The organism is Kitasatospora purpeofusca, assembly GCF_036010405.1.
Classification (GTDB): Bacteria; Actinomycetota; Actinomycetes; order Streptomycetales; family Streptomycetaceae; genus Kitasatospora; species Kitasatospora purpeofusca.
This window is the reverse complement of the sequence record NZ_CP108561.1, coordinates 7,965,485-7,977,964: the sequence shown is the minus strand read 5'-3', so window position 1 is coordinate 7,977,964 and position 12,480 is coordinate 7,965,485. Positions and strand designations below refer to the sequence as shown.

Below are 12,480 nucleotides of genomic sequence, written 5' to 3'. Positions count from 1 at the left end.
GCACAGGTCCCGGGCCACGCCCGACAGGTCCTCCCCACGCGCCTGCTCCGCGCTGCCGCACGCCCGCGCGTCCCGGGGTCGGCGCGCCCCGCTCACACTCCCCGCACCACCCCGTTCCACCCGTGCGCCGCCGACCGCTACCCCCGCGCTGCCCGTACCCCGGCCGCACCGGCCGTCCGGCCCGCACCACCCCGGACCCCCGTCACCGCGGCCCGGGCCAGCGCCCACCCGACCGCGCCGACCGCGAGCCCGGCCCCCGCCCCGAAGCACAGCTCCCCCACCAGCCCGCGCCGCAGCGGAACGAGCCGGTGCACCACCCCCGCCGCGGTGGCCGCGCCCAGGACCGCCGCGCCCGCCCGCCGGGCCCGGCCGGACAGCTCGACGGCCGGGCGCACCGGCTCCACCGACCGGGCCGCCCGCACCGCGTACCCCGCCACGGCGGCCAGCGCGGGCGCCGAGGTGCCGTACTGCAGGACCTCGCACAGCGGCGGCCCGCCCGCGACCGGCCGCCCCAGCACCGGGAACAGCCGGACCCCGGCCCGGTCGTGGTGGGTGAAGGCGTCCCAGCCGACGTGGCTCGCCGCGCCGACCGCCGCCGAGGCCGCGAACCAGGCGAGGTCCGCCCCGGTCGGCCGCCCCCGACCGGCCCGGCGCACCGTCAGCGCCTCGGCCGCGGCGGACCACGGCGGTGGAAGCAGCGCGACCAGCGGCCCGCGCACCAGCCCGTGCCAGCCCGCCACCAGCCCGGCCGCGAGCGCCACGTCCACCGTCGGCACGCCCCACCAACGGTGGGTCGCCCCGCCGTACCGGTAGACCCCGGGCAGCAGGGACTCCGCGAAGAACGGCACGTCCGGCGCCATCGATCCTGCGACCAGCGCGGACGCGACCAGCGGCCCGCGCTCACCCGCCACGCGCAGCAGAGGCAGGACGGCGGCCGGGTGACTCAGGGTGAACGGCATGGCCCCATCCTGCCGCCCCCGGCCACGGCCGCCGCACCTGCCCCGCACGACCCGCCCCGCCCACCGCCACCCACTGGGCACCACTTCCGGAACGCCGGAGCAGCCGGCCCGGCCGAGGACGCCGGACCGACCGCTCCACCGCTCCACCGACCCGACCGCCGACCGACCGCCGACCGCCCGCCGACCGCCCGGCGACCTGGCCACCCGGCCCCGGGCCCGAACAGCGGGCCTGCTCAGGCCGCGTCCGCCGTCGACGCCAGCCCCACCCCCGCCCGCCGCCCGGCCTCCAGGTAGCGCAGCTCCCCGCAGCGGCGGGCGTCCAGCGCCGCGGCGAGCCGCCGGTACCGCCCGGGCGGCAGCAGCCCGGACGCCTCCTCCAGGCTGACGAAGCGCCAGCTCCGCAGCTCCTCCTGCTGGAGCAGCAGCCCCTGCCGGGCGGTGGCGTCCAGCAGTCCGCCGTCGTAGACCAGGCGCAGCCCGCCCCGGCGCGGGCCGGTGCGCGGCTCCCAGTCAACGGCGAGCAGTCGCAGCGCGGACGGGTCCAGCCGGAGGCCGAGTTCCTCGGCGGTCTCCCGCAGCGCGGCGTCGGTCGGCGCCTCGCCGCGCTCGACCACCCCGCCGGGGAACTCCCAGTCCGGCTTGTAGACCGGGTCGACCAGCAGCACCCGGTCCTGCTCGTCGAAGAACAGGACGGCGGCGGCCACGGTGTCCCCGGTGGGGTCGGGGCTCTGCACGATCGGACAGCGGGCCGATCCGTCGCCCACCAGCTGGGCGAGTCTGGCGGCCGTCTCGCCCGGGGTGAGCCCGGAGGTGTCCACGAGCCGGGCGTCCCGGCGCAGCCAGCGGCGGGCGGCGAGGTACCGGGGCACGTGCTCCAGGCACCACTGCCGGATCCGTTCGCTGCGGGCGGGGTCGTCCGGCACCTCCTCCCGCTGGGCAATGCGCGCACGCAGGATCGTTTCTTCAGGGTCCAGGACGAGGTGGTGCACCGCGATGCCGTGGGAGGCCAGTGAACCGAATATCTCGTCCCGGTAGTCCTCCCGCAGCAGCGTCATCGGGACCACCAGCGGCCCTGGCACCTCGCCGAGCAGCGCCGCCGCCGTCTCGGGGACGAGCCGCCGCCAGGCCGGCAGCTCCTGGAAGTCCGACACCGCCGCCATCCGGTCGGCCGGCAGCATCGCCCGCAGCCCGAAGCCGACCAGCTCGGGATCGAACAGCATGCTGCCGGGCAGCAGCTCCACCAACTCGCGACAGGCGCTCGTCTTGCCCGCCCCGAACGTGCCATTGACCCAGACGATCACTAACGTCCCCTGTTTCTCGACCTCCCCCGATGCCGTTCGCACCGGGCGGCGCCCCCGTCAGCCGAACCAGCGCCACCCGAGGTGGTACCCGCGCCGCGCCGTTCCCCATACCTCCACGTCGGCCCGGCTCATGGCGGTTCCCGGTTCCGTTTGACAGCGGCATGTGCCCAGGTCAGAGGGCCTACCACAGGACCGGTGCAACCCCCGCCGCGCCGGAGCGCGCACCCTTGGGCACCGGAGTCCGCACCAGAGCGCGCGCCCCCCTCCACACCTCGTACGCCCCACCGTCCGTACACCCCGCCGCTCAGGCGCCGCCCACCCCGCCGCTCGGGAGCCGCCCACCCCGCCGCCGGGCCGGGCCCGTGCTTGCCCATCGGCGGCCGACCGCATAGAGAGGAACGATGACCGCACCCAGCACACCCGGCCGCGTCGTGGCCATCGGCTCCGTGAACATCGACCGCATCCTGCGCTGCCCCGTCCTCCCCGCCCCCGGGGAGACCGTGCTCGCGGCCGGCTCCGCCCAGGGCTTCGGCGGCAAGGGCGCCAACCAGGCCGTGGCGGCGGCCGCCATGGGCGCGCCGACCTGCCTGGTGGCCCGGGTCGGCGCCGACGCCGAGGGCCGGGCCGCACTGGCCGACCTCCGGGCGGCCGGAGTGGCGACCGACGCCGTGCGCACCGACCCGGACGCGCCCACCGGTCTGGCCGTCGTCCTGGTCGACCCGGCCGGGGAGAACAGCATCGTGGTCGTCCCCGGCGCCAATGGCCGGCTGACCGGCGCCGAGGTCGCCCAGGCCCTCGCCGGACTCGCCCTGACCTCCGCCGACACCGTCCTGACCAGTGGTGAGGTCCCCGAGGAGTGCATCCGCGCGACGGCCTCCGCGTTGCCCGCCGGGCCGCGCTGGATCCACAACGCGGCGCCGGCGGGTGCCCTCCCGGACTGGTCCGGCCCGGGGCTGCGTCGCCCGCTCCTGGTCGCGAACGCCGTCGAGGCCGCCCAGCTCACCGGCCGCTCCGCCGACGCCGCCGGGACCACCGACGGCACCGGGGACAACAGTGGGGACGACCGTCGGGACGGCACCGCCGCGACGGCCACCGCGCTGGCGGCGCTCGGCGACGGCGCGGTGGTCACCCTCGGCGCGGCGGGCGCCCTGGTCGCGACGGGCGGCGCGCTCCACCGCGTCCCCGCCCCCGAGGTGGCCGTCGTCGACACCACCGGCGCCGGCGACGTGTTCTGCGGTGCCCTCGCCGCCCGGCTGGCCCAGGGCGCGTCCCTCCCCGAGGCCGCCGCCACCGCCGTCGCGGCCGGCGCCTTCGCGGTCACCGCCCTGGGCGCCCGCGGCGCCCTCCCCCGACCGGCCGACCTCACCGGCCCGGCCGCCCGCCCCTCCTGACCACCCACTCCCGAGGACCGGCGGAGGACCCGCGGAAGACCGGCGGAAGCCCACAGAGGACCCGCACCCACGGACCGGCGCCCGGACCACCGCGGTCCGGGCGCCGGTCCGAGCCGAACCGAGCAGGCGTCAGGGCCGCCCCATGTGGGTCGGGTAGTAGCCGCTGCTGATCCCCGAGATCCGGATCAGCGTGCCGGGCCGGGCGGCCTCCACGTACTGGTTGTTGCCCAGGTAGATCGCCACGTGGTGGATGCCCCGGGCAGAGCCGTCGTCCGACCAGAACAGCAGGTCCCCGCGCCGCAGCTGGGAGGCCGTCACCGGCGTGGTGGCCGCGTACTGGTCGTTGGCGACCCGGGGCAGCTCGATGTCGCCGCGCCGGAAGGACTGCTGGACGAGACCCGAGCAGTCGTAGCCGTCCGGACCGTTGCCGGCCGTCCGGAACGGCTTGCCCAGCTGCGCCAGCGCGAACTGCACCGCCGCCTCGACGTCACCGTCCGCCGCCGGAACCGCCGGAGCCGCCGCGTCGGCCGAGGCGCCGGAACCCGAGGCCGAGGCAGAGGCAGAGGCAGAGGCAGAGGACGTGTCCCCGGTCCGCGCGAGGTAGATGTCGTAGTGGGTCGTCCAGCGCCACTGGCCCGCGCTGTTCTTGAACCAGTACCGCGAACCGTCCCACCCCTGGGTGATGCCCCCGGACGGGACGGTCGTCGCCGTCGCCGAGGCGGCCGTGGCCGGGGCGGTGCCCGAGGCCGAGCCGCCGGTCCGCGCCAGGTAGACGTCGTAGTGGGTCGTCCAGCGCCACTGGCCCGCGCTGTTCTTGAACCAGTACCGCGAACCGTCCCACCCGGCGTGGGCCGGCGCCGGCTCGGCCGCCGCCGTCCCCACACCGGTGCCGAGGCCGATCACGCCGGCACCGGCAGCGATCACGGCCACCATGCCTATCCCCCGGCGGACCCGCGCGGCCCGGGAAGGGCGGGCACCGCGCGCCGGCCGGGGGGAGGTGGTGGCAGCGGGCTGCCCGGTCGCGTCGTCGGCGGCACCCGGTGCGCCGGTGTTGACGGTCGTCATGCTGCTGTCTTCCTTCGCTGATCGCGCTGATCGCGCCGATCACCTCGGTCGCGCCGAACGCTGGTCGCCAATCGCTGGACGCGGTGCGCGGGACCCTGGGGCCCCGGTCCGCGCCGCTTGTCACGGTAGGCACGCGTCCGGTCACAGCGCGCAGTGGAGTGCGCCAAAGGAAGGCTCACGGAAGGTGAGCGACCGTCACCCGACCCTGCGCCGGGTGACCGCCCGTCACCCGTGTGCCGAGTCCTCCAGCAGCTGCTTCTTCAGCACCTTCCCCAGGGCGTTCCTGGGGAGTTCGGACACCAGCACCACCCGCCGCGGCCGCTTGTGGACCGAGAGCCGCGACGCGACGAAGTCCGTCAGCTGTTCACCCGTCACGGGGCCGTCCGGCACGACGTACGCCACGATCGCCTGGCCGAGGTCGGCGTCCGGCGCGCCGACCACGGCGGCGTCGGCCACCGCGGGGTGGTCGCGCAGGGCCGCCTCCACCTCACCGGCCCCGATCCGGTACCCGCCGCTCTTGATGAGGTCTACGGAGGCCCGACCCACGATCCGGTGGAAGCCGTCGGCGCCGATCACCGCGACGTCCCCGGTCCGGAACCAGCCGTCGGCGGTCCACGCCTCGGCATCGGCGTCCGGCCGGTTGAGGTAGCCCCGGAACAGGGTGGGCCCGGCCACCTGGAGTTCGCCGACGCTCTCGCCGTCGTGCGCGACGGGCCCGCCGTCCTCGCTGACCAGCCGGGTGCGCACCCCGGCCACCGGCAGGCCCACGCTGCCCGGACGGCGCTCACCGTCGGCGCGGGTGGAGACGGTGATCAGCGACTCGGTCATGCCGTAGCGCTCGATCGGGGCGTGACCGGTCAGCGCGGCGAGTCGTTCGAACACCGGGACGGGCAGCGGAGCGCTGCCGGAGACCAGCAGCCGGGCGGAGGCGAGCCGGGCGGCCGCCTCCTGATCCGCCGCCAGCCGGGACCAGACGGTCGGCACGCCGAAGTAGAGGCTGCCGCCCGCGGCCGCGTAACCGGCGGGGGTCGGCCGGCCGGTGTGCACCAGCCGGCTGCCGGTCCGCAGCGCGCCGAGCACTCCCAGCACCAGCCCGTGCACATGGAACAGCGGCAGGCCGTGCACCAGGGTGTCGTCGGCGGTCCACTGCCAGGCGTCGGCGAGCGCGTCGAGGTCGGCGGCGACGGCGGCGCGGTCGATCACCGCCCCCTTGGGCGCGCCGGTGGTGCCGGAGGTGTAGAGCACGAAGGCGGTCGCCGACGGATCCGGCTCGGCGTACGCGGTGGCGGAGCGCTCGCGCAGGTCGACCGGCAGTCCGGCGACCCCGGCATCCTCCGGCAGGGTGTCGCCGGCGGCGTGCGCCAGCAGGGCCGCGCCGGAGTCGCGCAGGATGTGCGCGCGCTCCTTGGGCCCGGAGTCGGGCGGCAGCGGGACGACCGGGACCCCGGCGAGCAGGCCGCCGACGACCGCGACCACCGTCTCGGCGGTGGACCGGGCGAGCACCGCGAGGGCGGGGGCGCCGGCCACCCGGTCGGCGACGGCCGTGGCCGCGCCGAGCAGCCGCTCGCGGGAGAGGCCCGGTCCGTCGGAGATCCGCAGTGCGTCGGCGGAGTCGCCGGAGCCGCCCCGAAGCGCCGTCAAGAGTGTCATGCGTCTGCCCTCGCCCCTGTCCACGGTGGGCCGGATGCCCACGGTCCGCTGCGCGCCGGGCCACGGGGTCCGCAGGGTCCGCGGGGACCCGCGACCGGCGCCGCCGACCGACTCTACGGGCCCGGGCCCGTCACCCGTGGGCCAGGGCGAACGACGGCGCGGGGGCGCCCCCGGGAGTTCCCGGGCGCGCCCCCGCGCCGTCACCTGCCGTCAGGCCGGTCTCGGATCGGTGTCAGGCCTTGCGGGCCTTCACCTCGCCGGTGAGCTGCGGCAGCACCTCGAACAGGTCGCCGACCACGCCGTAGTCGACGAGCTCGAAGATCGGGGCCTCGGGGTCCTTGTTGACGGCCACGATGGTCTTCGAGGTCTGCATGCCGGCCCGGTGCTGGATCGCACCCGAGATGCCCGCCGCGATGTAGAGCTGCGGGGAGACCTGCTTGCCGGTCTGGCCGACCTGGCTGCTGTGCGGGTACCAGCCGGCGTCGACGGCGGCGCGCGAGGCACCGACGGCCGCGCCCAGCGCGTCGGCGAGCTCCTCGACCACGCCGAAGCCCTCGGCGGCACCGACGCCGCGGCCGCCGGAGACCACGATCGCGGCCTCGGTCAGCTCGGGGCGGCCGGAGGAAACGCGCGGGGTGCGCGAGACGACCTTGGCGGCGTTGCCGGTGAACGCGACGGTGACGTCCTCCACCGCACCCGCGGCCGGGGCGGCCTCCGGGGCGACGGCGTTCGGCTTGACGGTGATGACCGGGGCGCCGTGCGTCACCGTGGACTTCACCTGGAAGGAGGCGGCGAACACCGACTGGGTGGCGACCGGGCCGTTGTCACCGGCCTCCAGGTCGACGGCGTCGGTGATGATGCCGGAGCCCAGGCGCAGGGCGACGCGGGCGGCGACCTCCTTGCCCTCGCCGGACGAGGTGACCAGCACCGCGGCGGCGTCGGCGGCCTCGGCGATCTGGGCCAGCGCGTCCACCTTCGGGACGACCAGCTGGTCGGCGAACTCGGCGCCGTCGGCGACGTACACCTTGGCGGCGCCGTACTCGGCGGCCTTGGCGGCCAGCTCGGCCGCCTTGTCGCCGGCGCCGAGGACGACCGCCGACGGCTCGCCGACACGGCGGGCCAGGGTCAGCAGCTCCAGGGCCGGCTTGCGGACCGCGCCGTCGGCGTGGTCCACGAGAACCAGGATCTCAGCCATGATTCATTGCTCCTGATCGATCGTTGGATGCGCGAACGGGTGGGACTAGATGAACTTCTGGTCGGCGAGGAAGCCCGCGAGCGCCTTGCCGCCCTCGCCCTCGTCCTTGACGACCGTGCCCGCGGTACGCGCCGGACGCGCCGTCACCGACTCCACCGCCGTCCACGAACCCGCCAGACCGACCTCACCGGCGTCGATGCCCAGGTCGTCCAGGTCCAGGGACTCCACCGGCTTCTTCTTCGCCGCCATGATCCCCTTGAACGACGGGTAGCGCGCCTCGCCCGACTGGTCCGTCACCGACACCACCGCCGGCAGCGCCGCCTCCACCAGCTCCGTCGCCGAGTCGCCGTCCCGACGGCCCTTCACCACGCCGCCCTCGACCGACACCTCCGACAGCAGCGTCAGCTGCGGCACACCCAACCGCTCCGCCAGCAGCGCCGGCAGCACACCCATCGTGCCGTCCGTCGACGCCATACCACCGATCACCAGGTCGAACCCGGTCCGCTCCAGCGCCTTCGCCAGCACCGCCGACGTCCCGAGCACGTCCGAACCGTGGATGTCCTCGTCATTGACGTGCACGGCCCTGTCCGCACCCATCGACAACGCCTTGCGCAGCGCGTCCTTCGCGTCGTCCGGACCCACCGTCAGCACGGTCACCTCGGCACCCTCGTTCGCCTCCGCGATCCGCAGCGCCTGCTCCACCCCGTACTCGTCCAGCTCCGACAGAAGGCCGTCCACGCCCTCCCGGTCGGTGGTGTGGTCGTCCGCGAAACGACGGTCACCCGTCGCGTCCGGCACGTACTTCACACAGACAACGATCCTCAAGCTCACGGCCTGTCTCCTGTACTGGTCTCGTCCGGCGGCTGCGGCTGTGCAAGCGGGCGCGAAACACGGTACGCACCTGCTCCCGGCAGCGTGCTCCCGTGCCGGTCCGGAACTTCTTGGCAGCATACTCGCCAGTAGTACGACGGTCACTACTCGCCAGTAGCTTACGCCGCGCGGTCCCGGCCGGACGTCCCTCGGGCCCTCCCGGCAGCCCCGAGCGGGCCGTCGGCCCAGGTGGACCGCGGGACGGACGCACTGCCGTCAGGGCCATCCTGCCCCAGCCCGACCCCTGCTCCACCCCGCGGGGGCGCTCCTTCCCCCTCGGGACCCACCGCGACCGCGGAACGCGCCGTTCCGCGCCGGGGCGACGGACCGCTCAGACCGCCTCGCCCAGCGCCGCGATCACATCCGCCCGCCTCGGCTGCCCGGCCGCCCGGCGGACCACACGGCCGCCCGCGTCCAGCACCAGCACCGTCGGCGTCCGCAGGATGTCCAGCCGCCGGACCAGCTCCAGCCGCTCCTCGGCGTCCAGTTCCACGTGCGCCACCCCGTCGACCATCCCGGCCACCTCCGCGAGCACCCGGCGGGTGGCCCGGCAGGGCTGGCAGAAGGCCGTGGAGAACTGCACCAGGGTCGCCCGCTCGCCGAGCGGCACCCCCAGCTCGGCCGCCGACAGACCCACCGCCCCGTCCTTCGCCCGCACCCTCAGCCTCCCGTCGCGCTTGGCCCGCAGCAGCCCGAACGCACTCGCCAGCGCGAGCACGGCAACGCACACCACCAACCCGGTCATGCCCCCAGTCTGCGCCAGGCCCCCCGGCCTCCGGGAACGGCCCCGGCAAAACGGTCGACCGCCGGCCCGAGGCCCGCGTACGATCGCCGGGTGGACTCCGACCGCCCCGCACAGCCGCTGCTGACCACCCGCCGGGTGGTCGACCTGTGCCGCGCCACGGCCTCGCGCTGTCGCTGACGCTCCCCAGCCGTCAGCCCGCCGCCGTCCCCACCCGGAGTCCCCGTGCAGATCGACCCCCGCGGCCCGCGCTTCGCCGCCGCGCTCACCACCGTCGTCCTGATAGCCGTCCTGCTCACCGGCAGCGGAGCCCTGCTCGCCGCCCAGGCCCTCGTCTTCGCCCTCGGAGCCCTCGGCGGGCTGCGCCGCTCCCCCTACGGATGGCTCTACCGCACACTGGTCCGGCCCCGCCTGGCACCGCCGACCGAGACCGAGGACGAACGCCCGCCCCGGTTCGCCCAGGGTGTCGGCCTGGTCTTCGCCCTCGTCGGCGTGCTCGGCTTCCTCACCGGGGCGGCCTGGCTCGGCCTGCTCGCCGCCGGGTTCGCACTGGCCGCCGCCTTCCTGAACGCCGCCTTCGGCTACTGCCTGGGCTGCGAGATGTACCTGCTGGTCCGCCGCGCACAGGGCCGGGTGGACCTCACCGCCTGACCGCGCCGCGCCACCGCCCCGGAGCGGGGCCCGGCCGGAGCGGAAAAGTTCCCGGCCGGGCCCATCACGTACGTCACACCTTCACATTCCGCCAGGCAGCACCCCTCAGGTGACAGCGGGCACTCCTTCGGGGGATCATCTCCGTGTATCGCCCGTGGCCGCCGCGGTGTGCCGTGCTCCCGGTCGGCCCCCACGCACCGCCCCGGGGCCCCGCCGTACCGGGCCACCAGGCCCGTCGAAGTCAGGACTGACCGTGGCAGAGCTCGTCTACCCGCCGGTGATCGGCGCCGCACTGACCGTCTTCCGCGCGCTCGACGTGCGCATCAAGATCGTCGGCGCCGAAAACATCCCCGCCGAGGGCGGAGCGGTGCTCGTGAGCAACCACATCAGCTACCTCGACTTCCTCTTCGCCGGCCTGGGCGCCTACCGCGGCGGCAAGCGCAAGACCCGCTTCATGGCCAAGGACGACGTGTTCAAGCACGGCGTCTCCGGCCCCCTGATGCGCGGCATGAAGCACATCCCGGTCGACCGGACCGACGGCCAGCCCGCCTACGAGGCCGCCGTCCGCGCCCTCCGGGCCGGCGAGGTCGTCGGCGTCTTCCCCGAGGCCACCATCAGCCGCTCCTTCATGCTGAAGAAGTTCAAGACCGGCGCCGCCCGGATGGCCGCCGACTCCGGCGCGCCGCTGCTCCCGGTGATCCTCTGGGGCACCCAGCAGCTGTGGACCAAGGGCCGCCCGAAGACGCTCACCAAGCGGCACGTCCCGGTCACCATCATGATCGGCGAGCCGATCGTGCTGACCCCCGAGGACAAGCCCGTCATGGTCACCCGGCGCCTGCGCGCCGCGATGACCGAGATGCTCGACCGCGCCCAGCGCGAGTACCCCGGCAAGCCCTCCGGCCCCGAGGACACCTGGTGGCTGCCCGTCGGCCTCGGCGGCACCGCGCCCACCCTGGAGGTCGCCGAGGCCGAGGACGAGGCGGAGGCCCTCGCCAAGGCCGAACGCCGGGCCGCCCGCGGCTGACCCCGCGCCGCGGTGACGCCGCGTCACCGTTCCGCCGAGCTGCCGTACTTCCGCGCGAACGGGCGACTCTCCGTCGCCGAGTGGACGCGGACCGTCGCGTGTCGCCCCGCTCCGCACCCTCCGATCTGACAAAGTGACAGCTCCTTCGGGGGGCATCACGTCCGGACTCGCCGGGCGGATCGGAGACGGAGATGACACGCGGATGACGCGCAAACGGCTCTCACGAACCACCCCCGCCAAGGCCCGCACCCGCCCTCACGCCGGTGCGGGCCTCCTGCTCGCCGGGGCCCTCCTCACCGGCTGCGGCGCCCAGCCCGGCGAGATCCCGCTCAGCGAGATCCGCGCCGAGTCGCCCAGCCCGACCCCCACCGTCGAAGCAGCCGTCGCCAACGGCACCGCCGCCGTCGTCGACGCGGCTGCGGCAACCCCGACCGCCCCGCCGGCCCACAACGGCCTCATCGCCGGCCGGGCCTTCCTCGACCAGGACCGGCTCACCAGCGCGATCTTCGCCGTCACGGCCGACGGCCGGACCCGGCAGCAGCTGACCCAGCCCGCCGACCTGACCCGGGACGACCACCCCACCTGGTCCCCCGACGGCACCGCACTCGCCTTCGACCGCACCGGCGGAGACTCCCCCGGCCGCATCTGGACCACGAGCTCCGACGGCCGGAACGCCCGTCAGCTCGGCCCGCTCTGCGAGGCCGGCGCCCCGGACTGCGTCAACGAGACGGAGACCGCGCCCGCCTGGTCCCCCGACGGCAAGCAGATCGCCTTCACCCGCAGCTGGGGCCGCTCCGATCCGGGCTCGGACCAGATCCAGTACAGCGACCTCTTCGTCATCGCCCCCGACGGCACCAGCGCCCAGCGGCTCACCTTCCTCACCAACGACACCCCGTACTCCGGCGCCGTCACCGACCCGTCCTGGTCCCCCGACGGCAAACAGCTCGTCTTCTCCTACCGGACCAGCGCCACCGGCCAGCCCGCCAACGGCCGCTCCCTCTACATCGTCAACGCCGACGGCACCGGCCTGCGCCGGCTCACCCCGTGGGAACTGCGGGCCGGAGAACGCGCCGACTGGTCCCCCGACGGCAGCCGGATCGTCTTCACCACCTACCCGGCCGGCCCCGACAACGCCCCCGGCGGCGGCATCTACACCGTCCACCCCGACGGCACGGCCGTCGAGGCACTCACCCCCGGCCCGTCCGACGTCACCTACGGAGCCGCCTCCTACTCCCCCGACGGCACCGCCATCGCCTTCGACCAGGCCCCCGCCGGCGGACCCTCCGAGCTCTACACGATGCGCGCCGACGGCTCGACCGTCACCCGGCTCACCGACCCCCAGGGCCACGGGGAGAGCCGCCCGAGCTGGGGCACCGCCCAACCGCAACCGCAGGGCTGAGTTCTCGGCACAGTTCCTTTCCGCGGCAATTCACGCAGAACGCAAAGAACCCCCGTCGGTTTCCCGACGGGGGTTCTTCACAATGATTGTTCGGCGGCGTCCTACTCTCCCACAGGGTCCCCCCTGCAGTACCATCGGCGCTGTGAGGCTTAGCTTCCGGGTTCGGAATGTAACCGGGCGTTTCCCTCACGCTATGACCACCGAAACACTATGAAACTGTCAACCGCACCCAC

Annotated in this window: 11 protein-coding genes and 1 rRNA gene; 4 read left to right on the top strand and 8 right to left on the bottom strand. The window is 75.3% G+C overall.

Going from position 1 to position 12,480, the window contains the following annotated elements:
* Positions 1-137 precede the first annotated feature (137 nt).
* Positions 138-959, bottom strand: a complete 822-nt coding sequence (locus OG715_RS34845; RefSeq protein ID WP_266273287.1) for a DUF4184 family protein — start codon at positions 957-959, stop codon at positions 138-140.
* A 233-nt stretch (positions 960-1,192) separates the two neighbouring features.
* A complete protein-coding gene (locus tag OG715_RS34840) occupies positions 1,193-2,260 on the bottom strand; it encodes an NUDIX hydrolase (RefSeq protein WP_266273288.1) in 1,068 nt (355 codons plus the stop codon).
* Between the two features lie 401 nt (positions 2,261-2,661).
* Here OG715_RS34840 and OG715_RS34835 point away from each other — a divergent pair, with 401 nt between their 5' ends.
* Positions 2,662-3,651, top strand: a complete 990-nt coding sequence (locus tag OG715_RS34835; protein ID WP_266273289.1) for a PfkB family carbohydrate kinase — start codon at positions 2,662-2,664, stop codon at positions 3,649-3,651.
* A gap of 129 nt (positions 3,652-3,780) precedes the next feature.
* Here the strand turns inward: OG715_RS34835 and OG715_RS34830 are convergent, their stop codons facing one another.
* The 5 genes from OG715_RS34830 to OG715_RS34810 form a co-directional block, all read right to left on the bottom strand.
* Positions 3,781-4,716, bottom strand: a complete 936-nt coding sequence (locus OG715_RS34830) for a C40 family peptidase (RefSeq protein ID WP_266273291.1) — start codon at positions 4,714-4,716, stop codon at positions 3,781-3,783.
* Positions 4,717-4,941: 225 nt separating this feature from the next.
* Positions 4,942-6,366 (bottom strand): acyl-CoA synthetase, encoded by a 1,425-nt coding sequence (locus OG715_RS34825; RefSeq protein ID WP_266273292.1) that lies wholly within the window; start codon positions 6,364-6,366, stop codon positions 4,942-4,944.
* Positions 6,367-6,598: 232 nt separating this feature from the next.
* Positions 6,599-7,561 (bottom strand): electron transfer flavoprotein subunit alpha/FixB family protein, encoded by a 963-nt coding sequence (locus OG715_RS34820; protein WP_266273294.1) that lies wholly within the window; start codon positions 7,559-7,561, stop codon positions 6,599-6,601.
* 45 nt (positions 7,562-7,606) lie between these two features.
* Complete coding sequence (locus tag OG715_RS34815; RefSeq protein ID WP_266273295.1) at positions 7,607-8,392, bottom strand: electron transfer flavoprotein subunit beta/FixA family protein; 786 nt, start codon at positions 8,390-8,392, stop codon at positions 7,607-7,609.
* Positions 8,393-8,762: 370 nt separating this feature from the next.
* Positions 8,763-9,176: a TlpA family protein disulfide reductase gene (locus OG715_RS34810; protein WP_266273296.1), complete on the bottom strand. Its 414-nt coding sequence runs from the start codon at positions 9,174-9,176 to the stop codon at positions 8,763-8,765.
* A 222-nt stretch (positions 9,177-9,398) separates the two neighbouring features.
* On the opposite strand from OG715_RS34810, the gene OG715_RS34805 reads away from it, so the two are divergent.
* The 3 genes from OG715_RS34805 to OG715_RS34795 all read left to right on the top strand — a co-directional run bounded on the left by OG715_RS34805 (position 9,399) and on the right by OG715_RS34795 (position 12,247).
* Positions 9,399-9,824, top strand: a complete 426-nt coding sequence (locus tag OG715_RS34805) for a DUF4395 domain-containing protein (protein ID WP_266273297.1) — start codon at positions 9,399-9,401, stop codon at positions 9,822-9,824.
* A gap of 253 nt (positions 9,825-10,077) precedes the next feature.
* Positions 10,078-10,848: a lysophospholipid acyltransferase family protein gene (locus OG715_RS34800; protein ID WP_266273298.1), complete on the top strand. Its 771-nt coding sequence runs from the start codon at positions 10,078-10,080 to the stop codon at positions 10,846-10,848.
* Between the two features lie 202 nt (positions 10,849-11,050).
* A complete protein-coding gene (locus OG715_RS34795) occupies positions 11,051-12,247 on the top strand; it encodes a hypothetical protein (RefSeq protein WP_266273299.1) in 1,197 nt (398 codons plus the stop codon).
* 88 nt (positions 12,248-12,335) lie between these two features.
* On the opposite strand, the gene rrf is transcribed toward OG715_RS34795, so the two are convergent.
* Positions 12,336-12,452 (bottom strand): 5S ribosomal RNA (gene rrf / locus OG715_RS34790).
* Positions 12,453-12,480: the final 28 nt, after the last annotated feature.